This window comes from Foetidibacter luteolus (assembly GCF_009650435.1).
Lineage (GTDB): Bacteria > Bacteroidota > Bacteroidia > Chitinophagales > Chitinophagaceae > Foetidibacter > Foetidibacter luteolus.
Genome location: NZ_VVIP01000061.1, coordinates 1 through 19,261, shown reverse-complemented (window position 1 = coordinate 19,261; position 19,261 = coordinate 1). Strand labels below are relative to the sequence as shown.

Genomic DNA, 19,261 nt, shown 5'->3' with positions numbered 1-19,261 from the left:
AAAAACTTTTCAAATCCAACTATCTGAAGAGTTCATTTTTAATGTCGGAAGACAAGTCGAGAATCAATACAGGCAGTCGTTTAATTAATTCTAAGTAAAAAGAAAATTTATATATACCTGCATAGCCAGGTACAGGACTTCTTATGCCCAATTTTTAAAAATCAAAAAGATGAAAGCAATTGTATTAAAAGAGACCGGGGCTCCGGAAAACCTGGTGTTGGCAGACGTTCCGGTTCCTGCAATTAAAGCGAATGAAGTACTGGTGCAGGTAAAAGCGATCAGTATTAACCCCGTAGACGCCTTTGTCCGTAGGAACCAGCAGGCACTGGATATCATTTATGCACCAAGGGATACCGTAGAGCATGTCATCCTGGGCTGGGATATTGCCGGCGTAGTGGTGGGCACGGGAGCAACAGTCAAAAAATTTAAAGCCGGCGATGAAGTATTCGGAAATTATAAGTTTATTGGACAAGCCAATGCCTACGCTGAATTTACTGCCGCTCCCGAGACTGATCTCGTCCTGAAGCCGGCTAACGTAAGTTTCGAGGCTGCTGCCGGCGCAACGATGGCCGCTATGACAGCCTGGGTGTCACTGGTGAATATGGGTAAAGTGAAGAAAGGTGACCGGGTAATTGTTCATGGTGCCTCCGGCGGCATTGGACATTATGCCGTGCAGATCGCTAAGCATTTTGGCGCCTACGTAATCGGAGTGGCCTCCGGGGCAAACCGGGATTTTGTATTGAGTTTGGGCGCAGACGAATTCATCGATTATAAAACCCAGCGTTTCGAAGAAATCATTACAGACGCGGATATCGTTCATGATGCAGTCTGGAGCGATGACAATATGCTGAGCGATGATGAAAACCATCTCAGCCGCTCTGTGGCAGCGATTAAACCAGGTGGGAAATTACTTTCCCTGGTGATACATCCTAATAAATCCTTTATTGAAAGAATGAAGGCAGAAAAAAATGTAGATGTTATCAGGGTAAATGTAACACCAAACGCTACCTACGAAAATGACCTGCAATACATTGCTGGCCTATCTATTGGCTGAGGAATTGAGTCATTATAATCCAAAATAGAACTAATCTCATTCGAAATATATTTTCTAACAACCTCCCTTTTATCTAGAAGAATATATTTTTCCAGTAGATCGTCTAATTCAGGCAGAGTGTATATATCAACAGACCCACTCTCGCCATTGAAGAAACCCACTCTAATATCTGTCATGTGTAGAATAGTGATGTATTCTTGGTTCATTTGTCTAAAAATAAAATTCACGGTACGGCTTACGTTTATATTTTCAATTTCTCTTACAATATCCGACTCTTGACCAGAAGAAATAGAACTTTCGGAAGAGGTATTGATCTGGCTTTCTCTTTTCGTTGAAGCTTTGTTAGCATTTTTTGAGGTCGCATTTTGCACATTTTTTGCGAACTCTTCTCGGGAAGAACTTGTACCTCCTTTTGCATTTACTTTACCCTTAACTCTTGCAACACCAGAGTTATATTCTCCTTCGATTTCGGCGCTCAATTCACCGTGCACTTCAGAGTTGGTTTTTGAATTGTCTTCTGATATGATGCTGTCTTCAAATTCCTCTGCATTTTCGTCAGTGTATGAATCTAAAATGCTTGCTGCTTCTTTTCTTGTTTCTTCCGTTCTCAAATAGGTCTTTACACTTAATTTGGTCTTTTCCCCTGGCAAAAGGGAAAAGGTGTTAATAGTTTTACCTGCACCGTAAGCTCCACAAAAAGTAGATAATTTGTATTTCTCAAGGATTAATAATTGTGGTTCAATTTTGGGTTTTCGTGGAACAGAAATCAACCTTGGCTGATTAGAGATTTGACCTAGCCTAAGTTGAGGCATAGTAGGAGCATTTTTGTATTTTAGGTGAATTTTCTCTAATTCTTTGAAATCAAGCCTATTGATAAATTTATTGATCGACTCTGTGTAATAGGGTCTACCATAAATTCCTCCGATCGATCTTTGCCCCAACTCGGGCATCTGTTCTCCCCTTTCTACTATTTCCGCGATTGCTTCCTCGAAGCTATTGCTGGCTGAGTTTGTATCATTTGAATTTTCTCCAGAGCCATTATGATTATCTTCTCTTTTGCTTTCAAATGCGGATTCAACAAAAACATCCTTGAGGTCACTTCCCTTTCCAAATTCCGAGAGGTCAACTCTTATGATATGATTCATTGAATAGCTTGTCGGTTCAGGAACATTATAGCTTAAGATCGGAACACCTTGCGGATTTTGTTCCAGTTCCATCATTGGTTTTGTTTCCATCTTATAGATATTTTTGTTTGTAAATAAGTTATTAGTGTGACTGCAGCGTGCACACAACAATTAATATACTCAACACCTAAACGCAGGATATCCAAATTTTACGGTATCAATAGTTGTATTTATCAATGTGTTATGTTTTCCTTTGTCTTGTTTCTACTAGGGAGTTGCACAAATCTACATGAGTATAATTCTTAATACTGCCTACCATATCACATCCAAACGTCACCTAAATTCCTGGACGATACAGGGTATCCCAAATGCCCTGATAACAAATAAGAATTACCAGCCATTAATAGGCTCAATAACTATTTGCTGTTAGTGAGTAAAAACCTTTATTACATCTTCATACTACGGGGATTCCGCAGGCTGAAATTATTCATTGATTACCTCAGTAGCGATCACCAGTTGCTCACTGATATTTACCAAACCTGTCAATCCAATAAACCATAAGCTTAATCCTCGCAAAGAGACCTGCTCTTGCTGAAAAATGTTTATCGGCTCAGTAACGGGTACATTTATTCCATCGATGGGCAGTTCATATATAAATATCCTGTTGTCAGGATCATATTGAAAATTCCCGTAAAACCGGATTTGAAAGAGTAGTAATTCGTCGGGATGAATTAAGCCAAGCTTGATATTCTCCACATTTAAGGACAGCCACTGAATGAATGGATCCGGCTCCCCACCAAATTCCTCTATCGTTTTGGCCGACCTGAACTGGATGAGTAACGCAGCCGGGTCCTTACCAGCGTTTAGTTGCAGGGTTAGTTTAGCCCAACTTATCTGCGGTGCAGTAATGCTGCCGGGTATAGATATCTTCCGGATACTGCGGTAGTGCAAATCCGGATACACAGTAAATTTTTTTAGTGGGGTCATGTGTTGCAGTCAATTGTGTATGAGCCTTGCTGGATAACTTCTTGTCTCCAGCTGAAGCCACATGGTCAAACCGTATCGTCTTGTCTTCACGTTTATCGTAAAACCACATGATGTAACCCAAGTGGGTAATTTTTCTCATTTTGAAATACAATACCGGTTCAAAATAAGAGGGATGTGGATTCGTGGTTATTATATAAGTAACAGAAAGTCCCAGCAAAGCGAGGAGGGCAACAAGGGAACTTAAAAAATTAAATACGCTGATGGCAACCAGTATTGGAATGGCGATAGCCAGGATGGGTATTAATCTGTCGAGGATATCAGCTATTCTTGCCCAGGATATTTTGCGGTGTGTCCGGGTAAACCCGTGTTGTTCATCGGCCCATACGAATGTTTCCAACTCTTCCTCATTGATTCCATCGTTATCTTCTATGCGTACAGTATAGAACTGACATCTTGAGTTTATATTCTGATATACACCAAAGTGACTGTACCAGCTGTGCATCTTTTGAAATACTTCCTCCTCGTAAAATGTCCAGGGATGGTAATATCCGTCGCTTGTAGCATTTTCATTTGCCTGCAAATTTTGTTCAGAAGGGACTTCCCCGCAATTGGCAGGGAGGTATTTTTGAACCCATCTTCCCCGATGGGCATAGCCATTGATCAATTTTTGCCCCCTAAGGTAAATGGTCATATCCTCCCGCAACGCGACAGATTGAGGAAGGACGGCATCTGTTCCAGGCGGTTCAAAAGGCCACCAGTCATTGACGAGCATTTCTTTGCTGGTAAGTAGGACTGGCTCGCAATGGGTCGGCAGCGGACGCCAGCGCCAGGTGCGGTCCATTGTAGGCCAGCAAAAATGAATGCTGTAAAGCCTGTGCGGCTGGGAGCTCCGGGCGTCGAAGTCATAGCCATTGATGATAATTACCTGACGGGCCACAGCCATCCTGCTGAAGGGCCTGATAAACCCTTTGGCCATTGGGTCCAGATAAGCGGCTTCGTTAAAATGAAATATTGGGTTATTCTCAGGCTTAGACAAATTCGCCGAAACGGGTTTGACAAAAGACTGGTACCAAAAATCTTGAAAACCCAGCGCCCGCCACCGTTCATTAAAGGCCTGCTGTTCATCGATCCACAACACCAGGTATCGTCCTGCAAAATAGCGGTTGGGGATTTCTGTAACGGGATAATTGTCCAATTGTGCCTGGAGCTCCATTTCCCTGTCATTTGAATCGCTCATTACCCTTAAAAAGGGGACTTCCACAAGCTGATAATAAATGCAGGTGCCGTCCACCCATCCTCCTATATCTTCAATGGGGCCATTGGCAAGTCGATAGCCCGTATTCCAACTTCCGACAGGAGACCATTCATCCAGTGTATCCATTTCACCACCATAGATATCATCGTATTGCTCATGAAAATGGGATACCCCGACACCCAGGCTCAACACTGTATTATAGTCGATGGACTGCCTCGTAATAATATCGGCGGAGTCATCAGGCCCATTTCTATAAGTGACATGGTCGTACGACACATAATTCACGGGGACGGGGTAGCTGTTCTTTGCCGGGCGTGTTTCCATACGGACCCATACACGGGACAATAACCGGATATCCATCTGTGTGAATTTCTCTCTCAAATTGCCGTTTTCCTTTGCAAGGGGATTTTCCAGCAGCCTAAACAACGCCCTGTAAAAGGGAAATCTTGATGTAGCAGGATGAATTTCATCGTCGAAAGCAACAGTGATAGGGTTGATCAAGTCTTGTAGTCTTGCTTCCCCTTTTCCTAATTGCGGATCATTGATGAAACAGGTCTGTGGCAGTACCAGCAGGTTGCCTGTCCTGGTCTGGTGCAGATAGAGGTGTGTAGGAACAGAGATATAGTAGTTCGCTTTTCCCGCCTCTTTGGCGATAACCCTGTCTGCGGATGCTGCAATCATGTCAAAAGCAGGTGGTATACTGAATTCGCCCGCTCTTACATTTTGATAGCTTACACATACAGCGCCATCGATGGGGAGACTGTTGCTTCTGACTGTTTCGTTGTCAGGTTGATAGGTCCTGCCGGCGAGGTCACCCGAACCTGCATTCCAAAGGACAGTTTCATTTGATAAGGTGTATCGTAGAAAACGCCCCGTGTCCCGGAACCTGAACCTGGATGCTTCTGTGCGTTGCTCGATAGAAAAAGCGGCGCTCCAGGCGTCAGCCTGTGGTTGTAAACTGCTTGCGACCCGCTTACTTTCCGTCGAATATGCTATGTAGTATGGTTTTGGAGGGAAAAACAGGTTTTTTAAGAAATTGAAAACAGCCGTTGCGATCCTTGCAATTTCTTCGACTACCATAATGACAAATTCCACTACATCACAAACCAGCTTTTTTATGGTAGCATAAGCGAGACATACGATTTGAGCTACCCAGGTGTAGGCTACGCACACTATATTTGAAATCCACACCAGGGCACTGCAAATAAGGTTGCAGGGAAACCAGTCGCAGCACTGCGAATAACCTCGATCCTCTCTCCTTGAACAGCTTTCGTATCCGTTATCCCTGCTGCGGATGCAGTTACTGCGGTCTTCTATTTCTTGTTCCCAGCAGCTCATGGGAACAGGATTTTTCTTTTAATCATTTTATAAAGTGATTTCATTTCCAGGAAAGTAACTGCCAGCGCAAACAGCTTTGCGGTAAGGGTTGCCAGAAATGTATATCCCAACCACTGGAGGAAAAACCTGTTATTTGACAGGGATATTTTTTCAGCCTGTGTCAATATATACCAGAATGGAAACAGGATGAATACGATCATCATTACGGCTGCACCGAACTTGCATCCGCAGGATTTATAAAGCCTTCTGGCCTTTGAGAGGTATAGTTGTTTATCAATGGCCCCCTCCGGTATGCCAGAAATGGCTTTGGTGATTTCATTGAATAGCTTTTCCCGCTTTTTCATGCTTTGAAATTGGCAGTAGAAAACTTATTGGCTGGCTTAATATCATTTGCGTTTTAGGATGTCGTTGTAGGAGAAAATACGCCATGGGGAGCGGCCATTGCCAACGCCTGCGCCTCCATCCCCGTTATCGTGTAAGGCTTCTGCACTTCCTGTACCGAGTATATCGTAATCTTTTAAAATTCCAAAATCCAAACCTGTTTTACTTTCCACCTCTGCAATAGTGACATGATAATCTTCCGGCAATTGCGCGGGTATGTCATCAAAAAGGCTTTCTGATCCGATGGCCTCCTCTCCAATATTTTTTATAAGGTCACTTTGGTCTGCAATAATTGCGGTGGAAAAAAGTTCGCCCTCTTCCATCCAGGCAACCACTTTCCAGTAAGCTTTTGGAATCTGCAGGTATCCAAGGTGCGGGTCGTCCGGTGTAAAGACCGGTCCGCTGAATACACTTACGCGGATATCTGCATCATTACTGGTTTTGGTGATCCAGTTTTCCACGCCGGCCCATCGTGTTGTTTTAGGGTTAAAATCCTTATGCTGGGGTGAACAGTTGGTAAAATGAAAAGTATCCGATTGACCTTTAAAGGCCTTGCTCTCTGTTCCCCAGGATGGGTCGGTACGTTTCACGAGATGGCCGCGCTGAAACATTTTCAGTTTATCCCGATAGATGTTATCTTCACTGATCTCGCTGTCATCTATGCGGTTATCATCATACCATGTCTCCCTTGCTTCTGCGCTTTCCGCACCGACAGATTCCGGGCCGCGCGTTACCTGGCCGGTTTCGCGTTTAATGCTAATTACCGAAGCGCCATCAATATTGACTGCCGTGAAAAAAGCCATCCTTCTTTTGCCGTTCATGACTACGCTAAACTGGTAGTATTTCAGTTCAAAAGGGTCTGCCGATGGCGATGCCAGCTGGTTGCGGGCCGCATCCTGCTTCTGTTGTTCATTTAATACCGGAAGGGGTATTTTCCTGCCCAGAAAATTGGGATTGTATCCACGGCGATTATTGTAATTGGGGTCCGGGATAAATTTTCTGATAGCTTCCTCGCCAGCGGAGGGTGTATCTGTTTGTGTTACTTGCGGACCGGTGTTGGCGGCACTTAATTGTCCCAGTTGTACTGAGATAGTCAGCGGGATGGTGAAGGTCTGAACATTACCGACGTTGGTTATTGCACTACTTGGCATGGCTTCATTTTTTTTAATATCCGTGGGAAAATTGTGTTGGTGGCCGATTGGAGCCGGTCTAACAGGGGCAGTCATCAGACTCGGGAAGCGGAAGTTGTAAGATAAGGCAGCAGCGATGAGTGGTGCCTCATGCGGTTTAAAGCCGTTGAAGTTTTTTAAATATGTAACGATGGCCGAAATGCGGATGCCTTCGTTTCCGGCTTCAGGTAATCCTTGCGGTTGTTCTACTACTGCCCTGTAGGGTTCCCCCCAATGATGCAGCGCAAGTACTTCCCATTCATCGTTGAAAATGGGTGAACCGGACGAACCGTTTTCTGTATCGGAGCCATAGATAAGCGTAGTATCTGTTCTGGCCAATAGCCTGTTTTCCCTGACAACCAGTTGTTTTGTTGAACCACCGGGATGCTGGATGCAGTTGACAAACATTCCTTTTATGTGCTTGTCTTCAGAATCCACCAGGGGCAGGAAGCCCAGTTGGGCGGCATCCAGCGGCCCGGATACCTTGTTTCCGATGGCGACAATGGCAAAATCAAGGGTGTCTGATGGCACGGCATGAAAGAATTTTTCTGGTGCAAGTTTAAAGCGTGTAACGTTTTGCAGGTTTTTCCTGAAATCAGACTCGTAGTTGAATTCAATCTGCATGCCATGAGCCATCGCCTCGGAACTTATGACATGTTGATTGGTAATAAACAGGTCGGGAGAAATCATGAAACCAGTTCCCTGGGGCGACCCGTCATCAAATATCACCCGTGCGACAGACCTGGAAGCTGCACGGCATAAGTCCGCAAAACAGATGTCTAAATAATCAAGCGTAGCGCCCTGCATGCTCTCCGCTTTTGACTTTTTTTCTTCTGAGATAGGCAGGTTCCTGGGGTCATCGTAATTAGCTATTGCCGAAGCGATATCTTTGGATACTCCAACATGTTTTTGGATATACGCTATTTTACGATCCGGCTTATCTTCTGCGTCCATCGGCCGTTCTTCACGACTGATTTTGTCTAGGGATATCCGTTGTTCTTCGAGCGTTTCCTGCAAACGCTTCCTGGCGGCTTCCCGTATGTAGGGCGGAACTCCTGTGGATTTTTCCATTGATAAATGAGTTAAAGTATTGTGGTGAGCGCTGTTTATGGAGTAAGTTAAAAGGAATAAAACTTGCCTGGTACCGTTTTTTCACGGTAAATGGCCACATCTTGAAGCAGGATAAATCGCTTGCAATGCCTGAAAAAGTATATGTTCATGGGAAAGGTAATCTCAAAAAGTTACTTTGGCAAGTGGCATTGACACTGTGCGAATTCATTTGGGAATATAGTGGAAAGTGCAAATAACATACGTAAGGCATTCTGTATTGATCTATACTCCTCTGGTCATAAGTTTAGTTCCAACTACCTCATAAGCTATTTATTTATTGTCATTGAGAAGATGAAAATCTTGTATTAGTAAAAAACGTGAAAAACACCCTATTTGAGGAAGAATTAAAGAGTTACATTCCAACGGATAACATACAAAAAGTACAAAAGGCGAACAAAATAATCGTTCAAAATAAGACAGGCGTTGGCTTGGCTTTTAAACATGATGTATAAAGCAAATACTAAAGCATATCCGCTTGAAAAAAGAATAAATAGGTATACATAATAATTAATATCAAATATTCAAGTCACTTTCTATGGGAAAAGCAAGCAAACGTTGGAAGCGGCCCACCTCTCAGCAGTTACCTCCAACTCCCAATAGCCAACCTGGATACTGGGAAGTTATTCTTCAGTATGTAATAAAAAACCTCTTTCCTGCAGCAGTTACGGCTGTCATTACGCTGGGTCTTCAACTTGCCAAACAAGATGCAATCCGGTGGAATTTGAAGGAAATCAAAATAGACACTATTAAGAAAGAAAAATTACTAAAACTGGAAATGCTTGTTTTTGGAAAGGAGAAATCTAATATCGTGATTGAATATTCAGTATCTGATGAACTAAAAGATATATATACTCTTGTAGAGAAGGTACCGGTGAAATATTCGGCCAGTTGCAGATGTCTGGTAACAGAACGCGAAAAAGACGATGGCATACTTGAACAGTATCACAATCAACAGCATTATACAATCAGCATTAACAAAATATTCAGTCGATATAAATACGCAATGTATTATACTGTTAGTTACAAGGGGCTACTAGACACAAGACCTTTCAGCCATATAACAATCGTCGATCCGGAAAACGGGGAAGTAACGAGGGGCATAAGTTTTGGGAATAAGATACAACTGTGCATCGATGAAATACAGGTTGTTATATGTGTGCTATTTATTATCATCATTATTATTGTCTCCATAATTGATTATCGAAGAAAAAACAAAAGAAAATGAAAAGCAAGCGCATATTTATTTTTTTGATTTTGGGAGTATTTGTGTATACGAGTTTTATTTATATTAATGCAACTGGGAATATCAAGGGAACTGTCTATAGCCGCGAGACAGGAGAGAAGCTCGACGGTGTCCAGGTAACTATAGACACTGAAGATGAAGGGAAAGACCGCACAGAAGCTGATGGTCAATATGAGTTTGTGAACCTTGAGCTGAAAACATACTTGCTGAAGTATCACAAAAACGAATACCGGGATGAATCTCAGGATGTGAATGTAAGATCGAATGGAACCACTATGGCCAAAGACATCAGGTTGTATCGAAAGCCTGCGATAGGTGGTCTTTTGGCGGAGCTTGAGAAAAATCTTAATCAAAAAAGATATGGGGAATCGGGAGTGTTGGTAGCGTCTATCAACACAGAGGTAGCTAATTCATGGGAAACTCTAAAATCGCTGGCCAATAGACTGCGGGAAGAATATAGAGAAAGAAAATATGAAGAAATGAAAAGAACCATCGAGGAAATACGTAGTGAAATAGGAAAAGATTAGACATTAAAATCTGTGTCCGTATTGACGCTTTTTAGGTATGTTTGGAGTGATCATTTACAGTCTCACAGTTCCCAATCCAGGAACTTGATTACTTTGCTGAGCAACGAATTGCAAAAGATGTGTGTCATCTATGTGACAGGACTCAATATAGAAATATTGCGCAACTCATATTGAGTTAAACGAAATAATTAACAATTGAATTCGTCTGATAGTTGTAGTCCTCGATTACTTTTTTGCAGGCCTCCCTGATCATTACCTTATCGCTATCCGGGATGTTTGTTATTACATTATTGCTATTTTCTATGCTTGTTAAATATATTGAATCAATATTGTCTTTTATATGGGACAATACCATTATGATTTTCCGAGTAAGACCATATGGAATTTTATTTACGTTATATGCATAGGCATCCTTGATTAAATTTTGTAACAAATGGGAACTTACGGGAACACCCTGCTTTCTTTTCCAGCACTTCAAAGCGACCAGTATTTCCTTTTGAGTCTTTGAAAGTCGTTCTTTGCTCAGTAAATAAGTATCTGTCTTTTGGTAAGTATTGGTAGAAAATAAATCACGTGACTTTTTGTATATATAGCCTGAAGTTTTATTACCCTTTCTCTTCGTTATTTTTATAGGAACTATGTCTACCTTACCTTCCTGTCCATACCCGAGATCAAAATATACTCCCAGAGACACCGTTTGTTTCCTTACTCGTAAGAGTCCGTTTTCCCCCTCCATTTTTCTTATAAGCTCATACAAAATCTCATACATATCGTAGGTCGAAGCAAATGCACCTGGCTTAAAAGACATGGAAACGTCAATATCATACTTTTCTTTTAGAGCGGTACCTTCTTCGGTAGATCCAAATCTAAAAGGTTCACCCTTTAAGTCGGATGTATATTCATTTTTAATTTTTGAAATTAACCAGTCTGTTTTTTCGCACAAAACCAAGTATTTCCTATCATTTTGTCGTAACTGAACCTGCATAATTAAACTTCCAAGCTCCAAATCTGTGTCTATAGGTTTTTCGAGGCTATTTCGATAGTCAACGTATGCACCCACAAGAAAGCCTCCTGTGCCGCAGACTGCAGCACCCTTTAGCGTTGCCTTTAAAGCCCGAAGCCAGTCAATCGGAACATCAGGTTGTTCGTTGTTTTGATTGATAATATTCAAAACTCCATTAATAATTCCACCAGCGATACCCCCATAAATCGTGTATTTAGTTTTTTTATTCACCTTTATTTTTTTTTCTATCTTGGACTGTCGCCAATATTGAAGCAACTTTTAATACCTCTTGTTCACACATCATAAAAATGTAATCGAAATATTCTTTTAGTGAATTTACATCAATTTTAAGATCTTTTTTAGCTACAGCTATTCCACGGTTTACTTCAGCGAGTGAAATTTCCCTCGTGTCTAAATGTTCATAATGTTCTCTGAAAGAATAAAAGAGAAATTGGTTATGAGCTTTTCTCAATAATTGAAAATCGGCAAATTCTTCATTGCTTAATACAAACGGGTATTGATGGTAGATTTCCAGCACCAGGTTGACCTTTATCCTCAATTCATGCCCTTTTTTGAAATTCCGATCAACTACATGATGGATATAGTCCAGTGAAAAAGCATTTTGAAATTCTTGCCACGTTAGTAAGACAAGATTTGATTTAGTAACGGCCTCAAAAGCTCCTTTTTGGAAACCATTTTTTGAAATGATGATTCCCTGGCTGGCGCCACTGTCTTCCACCACAGTTCGAAAAGCGTGAATGACGGTTTGTGGAACAGCCGTGTTCCAGTATTTACATTCGCATAGTACCATACTAGTATAAGCCTTCTTTTTTGTAGCAATTACATCAACTTCAACTTTTCCTCGGACAGTTTCAATCGTCTTTTCAACTTCCGTCTCATAACCACAATCCTTCAAAACAAGTGAAACATCGTGTTGCAACATTATCCAATCAATTGGATCATTTTTTATAATTTGGTAATCTGCCATTGCTGATTTAGTATAATACTGTGAGTGCGTTTATCAATCTACATGTTCCTAACTATATTATTACAAAACAAAACAATCAATATAGCCCTCACCGGTTAGTTTCTCCATTATTTGTACGTCTTTACAAATTGCATTCTGTTGATGGCCAATAAAACATGCCCGCTCAGCCCTAGCTAAACTATCTGCAGAAAAGCCGATATCGAAGCTCGCCGGGCCAGTTCTATTAGCGACTTTCAGCGGTACGGGTAATTCATTGTACGGGCGGTTGGTTTTGAATACATATAGCTCGATCTAAATGGGGTAAAGACCGCACTTAGTGAGAGTCCCACAGATGTCCCACACAAGAGGATAGGTGGAATTTATCCTCTAAACGGTGTTGAATAGTACCTTGTTTATTTTTTTGCATTTTCAATTCTGTTTATTGCATTAGATATTCATAGTCTTTTTCTGGACTTGAATCAAGCATTGACTATTGGTCGTCGATAAACGAAAGTATAGTGAAAAACTATGATGTACTTGCAGCAAGTTGTTTTGTGAGGTTCTTTCTTTCCTCCTTTAAGGATTAAGCCACTTTGAATACTCCAACACATCAATCATTGGCACTGTACCACTAAACTGAAGCATAGATATTAATTTGAAGAGAAAAGCTGTTGCGGGTTTCCCTCCTAAATAGAAGTCAAAATCTTTCGTTGTAGAATTGTACCGAAAATAGCCGTGGGAGGCGACACAACCAACGTCCAGTATGCTGTTCCCGCTAACAAGTGCAGACCTTAATGCCTCCCCCATTCCTGGATTCCAGTCGCTTTCAAAAGTTAAGATACCTGAAATGATTTTAATGGGAGGTTTGGCTGGATATACACCACCAGCATGCGGAATAGGTAAACTGGTCCTGTGAAGATTTTGCACACTTTCAATTTTTTCCTGTGCATACTTTACATAGCCAGCATTTATTGACTGCTTTGCCTCAAATACCGCATACACGCTTTCTGCGGGTATAATATACTGGCCGTCGAAATTGAATATAAAAGGTGAGTACTGTCTGTCAAATATCACTACGTCCATCTGATCACTAAAGGTACCTTTGCTGTCTACAACGTGGGCTTTTTCAGCTCTATATCTTTCAGGAAGGTATTTTTGTAGCATTTGTAGCCATATTGCTTCACTTGCATCTCCTTTTGTACCGGGGTGAGCAAATGATTGTCTGGCTATTTGCAGCCGCTGATGAATTTCATCGTGTAACCCATGTAAAAGGGTTTCTAAGCTCCATTTTTCCATTGTTATGACTCTTTAAACGGTGAAGTAGGGATTACTGTTTTTGCTATTTCAATGGCTCTTTGCGGTCTTACTGCGCTATTTGGGTAGGCGTCTAAGATGATAGCAGGTACTAAGCGCTGTACTAAATCAGAAAAAGTAAACCCAAAAGACCGTTCCTTTTTTGGTCCAGTAAGTTCCACCATTTTAGTAATATCCTTAGCGGCCAGGCCTAACTCGCGGAGCGGAGTTTCAAGAACCTGAAACCTTGCCTGGTCGTTAGGTCTTTCAAAATTAATGACTTCGGCAGCCCTTCTGCGAATTGCCGGGTCCAGGGCATTGGAACGGTTGGTACACATGATCACAGCAGCAGGAAACTTTCCGTTGCCCAGACTATCGATACCCCTGATAAATGCATTCACTCCTGCCTTATCCTCGTGGTGCATCTGTTCGTTTTCCCTCGATTGGGCCAGTGCATCGGCCTCATCCACGAGTAAGATAACAGCACCGTGGGATTTAGATCCGGCTCCCTTAAGCTTTTTAGCCCTATCCAACGTGTAGTCAAACGCCGCAGAGACGAGCTGGGTCATCTGCCCAACCCTTCCCTGACCCCGAGTAGCTAAGCTCAAAGGATATAGTTCTACGTTAAGGTCCTCCTGCCTGGCTACCGCATCCCCGATAGTATACGCCAGTTCACTTTTTCCTGATCCAACGTCTCCTGCCAGAACAATCAGTGGTGGTCGGCGGGTTACAAAATTCAGTACCTGATTAGCTCCATTATGGTACCTGTTCACCCACTCCTGCACACCATTGGGGTTTATTAACAAGCTTAGGATCTTTTTTACCCGTTCTTTGGTATCGTCCAGGCCGACCAGCATCCCTAAACGCTGCTGCATGTCAGGATCAGGATAAACGACCGTTGGTTCAAATAATTCCGAAAATGATGGTTTTATATTTTCCATTTAAAACGATTTAACTGATGATCGATCAAGCGCCTTGCCTCCTGAGGAATAGCTTTTATCTTGGCTTATATAGCCGGTTACACCAGGTGCTGGTGCGCCGGTTCTACTAAACGGTAGTTGCCCACGGAATTTTTCTTGGTCAGCCGTTGATAGTTGGTGGTAGGCATCGTTGCGAATAAGATATGAGGTAAAAACCGCGCCTGTTACGTTCGCGTTTGTACGTACACGTCCCGGATCATCATCTGAACCGACCAATCCTGCCAAGTCCCTCGCGCTATACCGCAATGTTGGTTCTACCCAGTTACCATTACGTTGAAAGCCATAGGTAACTTCGGCCAAGTATCCTGCTTTCAGGTACTCAGTCAGCTCCATCTCGTAGTCGGCAATTTCCATATCTGAGGGAGAGTTGTAAAACCGCTGTATCCGCTTAAGATCCGCCGCCACTTTGCAGGCAAGATATTTGGCATGGGTTAGGGTAAATGTTTGCGTGTTTGAGGTAGTGTAACTAATGCTCATAGTTTAAATTTGAAAAGATGACCCAAATACTTTTTGCCAATATGCAACAGTCTTCTCCTTAGTGGTAGCTGTCAGCGCAGCATCTATAGCGTCACCAGCGTCCATTGCAGCCTCGACAATGGCTTCAGCCTGTGCTTTCGTATAAAGGCTGGACACGTTGTTTTTAGCATTCACTGGGTCAACGATCCTGACCGGGTTGGTATAGGCAGGCACTTGGGCAATTGAATAGTAATCAGAAAAAACAATCAGTTCATTGAGGTTGGTTGTAGCCAGATAAGTGAAGAGGCTTTGTAATGCTTCGGGATAATCCGAAAAATCTGTGCCCTTGTCCAACAATTTCGCCATGATCAGCTCTACCATGAAAGACTTAAACCGGAAGCCGTCTCTCTCTAACTTCACGTGACGTGCCCAGTATTTGGCAAGCCTTATAACCTGGGCAAAATCAGCCGGTTGTTTCTGTTTTCGCGAGCGAATAAACTCCAGATGCCGCGGAATACAGGTTTCAAGCAGTGAGCCATCTTCCTGGTTAACCACACATCCGTACCAATTGGTATCACCATAATATAGGATCGGAACTACATCAATGTCTAAGCCAGTACCGCGAAACGATATGGTTACAGAATACGTCTTCGGCTGCACCTGTTCAGGGCTGAGATTTGGAAAAGCATTACGTAGCTTCTCAGCAAGGTATAAAAGTAAGTTGGCGACGTCCTTTGGTGCCTCCGACCCACTAATGTAACAGGCCATATCAATATCGTTTAAGGTCCGGAGGGCTGTACCTTTGGCCAAGCTGCCTGAGAGCATAATTTTCTTTAAAGCGAAGTCGGGATGGTCGTTCAGGTATCCAGTAACTTTTTCCCTCACTCTGCCGGCCTGCGCACGGTATTCGTCCGCTTTATCCTTCGGCAGGTTCACCTTATCGTTCGCGAACTGGGCGATTTCACTGTGCCCTACATGCGATCTCGCCATAACTGTATGATTTTAAATGATTATTGTATCTTCAGGTTAATTTGATTATCTTCACTATAATAGATACTGAAATGTGTGAATTAGGGAAAATGAAGGGTGTTTTCACGCTTTTAAGTACTATTATAAATAGCGACATTGCGTGTATGAAAACAGCTTTCAGCGAATCCCAACTCGGTCACGAGTCCGATTTAGACCTGATTGAATTAATGGGAATGAAGGCCGATTTTCCTAAGGAGGCGATGGATGCTTATGGTGAGGTTTATAGCCGTTACTGGCGGGAGATGCTTATCATAGCTAATAATGTGACAAAGGATGAGGATTCGGCCCAAGACTTACTGGCAGACACTTTCAACTTGATCTTTGAACGAGCACATACTTTCAGGAGATCTAAACTTCAAAGGCCGGATAAAATCAGATATTCCATACTGGGGTGGATGACCACCATTATGCAGCACGTATTTTTTGATCACTATTTGGACGAAGCATATAAAAAACCGGACGAGCCTCTGGAAGAAAGCTATATTATTGATAAAAAACTTGTTTCCAAGCACTTAGATGATAACTATAGTGAGTTTGTCAACGAGATGGAAAAGGTTGAACAGCAGGTTGATGGTCATCAGGAGCCAGGCGCTGAAGGCCTGATAGACGATGGAAACTTGGCCGTACTTAACAAATACCTTTCAACATTGTCCGAACGCGATAGAGATATCATCCTTACCACCTATGCCCACCATGTACCGGGAAAATATACCCCTGGCACCGTTTTGGATGAACTTGAAAGGAAGTGGGGCACTACCCGCGAGAACATCAGAAAAATCTTGGAAAAGATTCGTAAAGCCCTCAAAGCTGAACTTGAAAATAAATTAGTTGTTCGTAAATAAGCCAATCATGAACAAAGAACTTGACAACATGGACGATTTGTTTGATGATAATATTGGCAAATCTTTAAGGCAGTTGGGATTTATGTTTCCAAGAACTGCTGCTGATTTTAAAAGAATTGAAGACTTGGCGAAAAAAAATCAGGCGAATTTGCCTGATCGCTTAAGCGATCCATATCAGTTTTTAGGCAAAAGAAATTTCAGATGCGATATAAATTCATTCCATATTGACCAGCAGGATGAGTACTCTAATAAATTGGCACAAGCAGCCCGTGAGGGTAAAAACATTCCTGATGATATCAAGGCAAAAATGGCGCAGGACAAATTGAAATTGGCTCAGAAGAAAAAGGATGAATAAATATGCTTTCCAGAAAACGAGAGGTTGAACTTTCAGAACTAGCTGAATCAATTGCCAACTATTATTTTCCTACAGGATCGATAGAACCTTCTGCTATCGCGGAGAAAAAAGGAATTACTTATACTTATGGCAACTATGGTAATTCGTTCGATGGTTTAATCGAACAGGAAAATGGGCACTTCCATATTTTTATCAATACGATTAATTATTCTGCTGCGCATGTAAGGTCAAGATTTACCTTCGGCCATGAGCTTGGTCATTATTTCATTGATGAACACAGGCGGGCTCTGCTTTGTGGGAGGACGCCATCTCATCCTTCCAAGATTGACTTTTCCTCTAAAAATCTGGTTGAATTGGAGGCAGATTACTTTGCCTCCAGCTTATTGCTTCCAGAAAGTCGTATAAAGCAAGATTGCTTGAAAAAACCATTTACCTTTAAACTGGTTGAGCATCTGTCTGAAAAGTACAAAACAAGTATTACGGCGACCTTGCTCAAATTGATGACAATAGATAAGCATCCGATTATGTTGGTATGCTCCGAAAATGAAAGAATAAAGTGGTTTAAACACAGCCACGACTTCCCGTTCAAATGGCTAAAAAAGCCAATCGGTATTGTACCTAAAAATACTTTAGCTGGTGCCTACTTTGCTACCAAAGAGAAATTTAATGAAGAATTGCCTATAACGGCAAATGATTGGTTTGAATACGTGCCGGGCTGGCAGATAGATCGTCCCTTTTTTGAAAAATGTATTTATTCAGATCGACACAACTTCGTTTTGAGTATTATCTGGGAAAAATAGTTTGGGTAATAACTTGAAATAGCTACACTCCTTCTTTATTTTCATGGCTTCATATCCCTGCTACTATCTGGCTGATAAATATTCTTAAGCGGTAGCTGCTGAATACCTATTGCGGATATTAATTATTAGACGAAATGTTGTTCATTACACAAACGAAAACTTCATCACGAATCGTCGTACCTCTCAGACCTGAACCAAAGGCAATACTTGCAAAATACAAAATGGAAACGCCTAAAATTTCCAACCCGGAATTTAACTTCTACATTAAAGAAGTAGGACGGCAGGCAGGTTTAAATGAAGTAATAAAATTCTCGTATAAGCGCGGCAATGACATGGTCGAAGAAATAAGAACGAAATGGGGTTGGGTAATGTCTCATACTTGTCGTCGGTCTTTTTGTACCAATGAATTTCTGGACGGCACACCCACAAATAGCTGAATGCAATCCCTATATCATTATTCCAAAAAATGAAATTGCTTTAAGGTACCTGGCTGTCAGGGACGAACAAAATGTTGTAGCCTATAACGTAAATTAAGCCAGGAATCGTCATTGTCACTGAACACAATAAAGGAGCTCTGGAAAGTGGTGTATATAATCCGTAGGGCGAAACCCATGATTAAAAAATTTAAAATCACAATGTAAGCATGACAGCGCCACTACATAGGGCTTGCTCAATAACTATCCTTGAAAATGGGGCTGCCAAAATTTCCGGGAGCAAGCCTCTTGAAGATGACTGGCGAAGCGCCTGGCTGCATTACTGATTAAATTTAGGCAATAGAGGCCCAGCCTCATTAAATTAACAAGGTTGAGCACCAAAATAATGGAAGCAATCCACGACTCGCTGGTGTTTTGTAATTTGGCTTTGATGCACTCCATATTATAACCAGCCTTTGCCTGCCCAAACTTGCCTTCTATTGGATTGCGCTCCCCTGGACTTACCTGAATGTGCAGTGCCTCTTTAGCCGGACGGCCCAGTGGCTTAGCCCTTAATGCGATGCCCCATTCCTTCAGCACTTTTCTGTTTTCCCTTGTACAGTAAATCTTGTCTGCCAATACTTCGGCGGGATAATATCCAAGTCGTTTTTTGTACAGCGTTACCGATTCCTTCAGGCTGCCGCCTTCATTAAAATTATCCCAGCTTAACTTGTCTAATAACGCAAACCCACCGCTTAGCGATACCTGCAGTTTGCTGCCAAACTCTACTTTTTTACCATCCTTGCCCCGGACTATGGGGCGTACATGCGGCTGGTGAATATTTACAATACGATCCTCTGCACGGCAACTGCGGGTGCTGTGCATTTGATATTGCTGGTTATATACCGTATGCAATACCATCAGGTATTTTAAAT

General features: G+C 42.1%; 18 protein-coding genes. 6 read left to right on the top strand and 12 right to left on the bottom strand.

Features of this window, described 5'->3' with window-relative positions; genetic code table 11:
* Window positions 1–169 precede the first annotated feature (169 nt).
* Window positions 170–1,054, top strand: coding sequence for an NADP-dependent oxidoreductase (locus F0364_RS20505; protein ID WP_153799686.1), 885 nt, complete (start codon window positions 170–172; stop codon window positions 1,052–1,054).
* On the opposite strand, the gene F0364_RS20500 is transcribed toward F0364_RS20505, so the two are convergent.
* The 5 genes from F0364_RS20500 to F0364_RS20480 form a co-directional block, all read right to left on the bottom strand.
* Window positions 1,009–2,289: a hypothetical protein gene (locus F0364_RS20500; RefSeq protein WP_153799685.1), complete on the bottom strand. Its 1,281-nt coding sequence runs from the start codon at window positions 2,287–2,289 to the stop codon at window positions 1,009–1,011. The genes F0364_RS20505 and F0364_RS20500 overlap by 46 nt on opposite strands.
* Before the next feature lie 372 nt (window positions 2,290–2,661).
* Entirely contained in the window at window positions 2,662–3,141 is a 480-nt protein-coding gene (locus F0364_RS20495) for a hypothetical protein (protein WP_153799684.1), read from the bottom strand.
* Window positions 3,059–5,758 carry a hypothetical protein gene (locus F0364_RS20490; RefSeq protein ID WP_153799683.1) on the bottom strand — a complete coding sequence of 900 codons (2,700 nt, stop codon included), beginning with the start codon at window positions 5,756–5,758 and terminating at the stop codon, window positions 3,059–3,061. The genes F0364_RS20495 and F0364_RS20490 overlap by 83 nt, the downstream gene beginning before the upstream one ends.
* Window positions 5,755–6,102: a hypothetical protein gene (locus F0364_RS20485; RefSeq protein ID WP_153799682.1), complete on the bottom strand. Its 348-nt coding sequence runs from the start codon at window positions 6,100–6,102 to the stop codon at window positions 5,755–5,757. The genes F0364_RS20490 and F0364_RS20485 overlap by 4 nt, the downstream gene beginning before the upstream one ends.
* Window positions 6,103–6,144: 42 nt before the next feature.
* Window positions 6,145–8,379: a DNA/RNA non-specific endonuclease gene (locus F0364_RS20480; RefSeq protein WP_153799681.1), complete on the bottom strand. Its 2,235-nt coding sequence runs from the start codon at window positions 8,377–8,379 to the stop codon at window positions 6,145–6,147.
* A 574-nt stretch (window positions 8,380–8,953) separates the two neighbouring features.
* Between F0364_RS20480 and F0364_RS20475 the strand changes: the two genes are divergently transcribed.
* Together F0364_RS20475 and F0364_RS20470 are read left to right on the top strand one after the other, a co-directional pair.
* A complete protein-coding gene (locus F0364_RS20475; RefSeq protein ID WP_153799680.1) occupies window positions 8,954–9,643 on the top strand; it encodes a hypothetical protein in 690 nt (229 codons plus the stop codon).
* Window positions 9,640–10,188 (top strand): carboxypeptidase regulatory-like domain-containing protein, encoded by a 549-nt coding sequence (locus F0364_RS20470; protein ID WP_153799679.1) that lies wholly within the window; start codon window positions 9,640–9,642, stop codon window positions 10,186–10,188. Before F0364_RS20475 ends, F0364_RS20470 begins: the two co-directional genes overlap by 4 nt.
* A 175-nt stretch (window positions 10,189–10,363) precedes the next feature.
* On the opposite strand, the gene F0364_RS20465 is transcribed toward F0364_RS20470, so the two are convergent.
* The 6 genes from F0364_RS20465 to F0364_RS20440 all read right to left on the bottom strand — a co-directional run bounded on the left by F0364_RS20465 (window position 10,364) and on the right by F0364_RS20440 (window position 15,877).
* Entirely contained in the window at window positions 10,364–11,422 is a 1,059-nt protein-coding gene (locus tag F0364_RS20465) for a nucleotidyltransferase family protein (protein WP_153799678.1), read from the bottom strand.
* A complete protein-coding gene (locus tag F0364_RS20460; RefSeq protein WP_153799677.1) occupies window positions 11,415–12,179 on the bottom strand; it encodes a restriction endonuclease in 765 nt (254 codons plus the stop codon). Before F0364_RS20460 ends, F0364_RS20465 begins: the two co-directional genes overlap by 8 nt.
* Window positions 12,180–12,734: 555 nt before the next feature.
* Window positions 12,735–13,454 (bottom strand): DUF6602 domain-containing protein, encoded by a 720-nt coding sequence (locus F0364_RS20455; RefSeq protein WP_153799676.1) that lies wholly within the window; start codon window positions 13,452–13,454, stop codon window positions 12,735–12,737.
* Window positions 13,455–13,456: 2 nt separating this feature from the next.
* Complete coding sequence (locus F0364_RS20450; protein WP_153799675.1) at window positions 13,457–14,392, bottom strand: AAA family ATPase; 936 nt, start codon at window positions 14,390–14,392, stop codon at window positions 13,457–13,459.
* Complete coding sequence (locus tag F0364_RS20445) at window positions 14,393–14,908, bottom strand: HORMA-1 domain-containing protein (protein WP_153799674.1); 516 nt, start codon at window positions 14,906–14,908, stop codon at window positions 14,393–14,395.
* Window positions 14,909–14,911: 3 nt separating this feature from the next.
* A complete protein-coding gene (locus tag F0364_RS20440; protein ID WP_153799673.1) occupies window positions 14,912–15,877 on the bottom strand; it encodes a CBASS oligonucleotide cyclase in 966 nt (321 codons plus the stop codon).
* Between the two features lie 143 nt (window positions 15,878–16,020).
* On the opposite strand from F0364_RS20440, the gene F0364_RS20435 reads away from it, so the two are divergent.
* From F0364_RS20435 to F0364_RS20425, 3 genes are read left to right on the top strand one after another with little or no spacing between them, the layout of a single operon-like run.
* Window positions 16,021–16,758 carry an RNA polymerase sigma factor gene (locus tag F0364_RS20435; RefSeq protein WP_153799672.1) on the top strand — a complete coding sequence of 246 codons (738 nt, stop codon included), beginning with the start codon at window positions 16,021–16,023 and terminating at the stop codon, window positions 16,756–16,758.
* A gap of 7 nt (window positions 16,759–16,765) precedes the next feature.
* Window positions 16,766–17,113 (top strand): hypothetical protein, encoded by a 348-nt coding sequence (locus F0364_RS20430; RefSeq protein ID WP_153799671.1) that lies wholly within the window; start codon window positions 16,766–16,768, stop codon window positions 17,111–17,113.
* 2 nt (window positions 17,114–17,115) lie between these two features.
* A complete protein-coding gene (locus F0364_RS20425; protein WP_153799670.1) occupies window positions 17,116–17,913 on the top strand; it encodes an ImmA/IrrE family metallo-endopeptidase in 798 nt (265 codons plus the stop codon).
* 677 nt (window positions 17,914–18,590) lie between these two features.
* On the opposite strand, the gene F0364_RS20420 is transcribed toward F0364_RS20425, so the two are convergent.
* The coding region (locus F0364_RS20420; RefSeq protein WP_153798152.1) for a transposase at window positions 18,591–19,261 on the bottom strand (671 nt) is incomplete at its 5' end.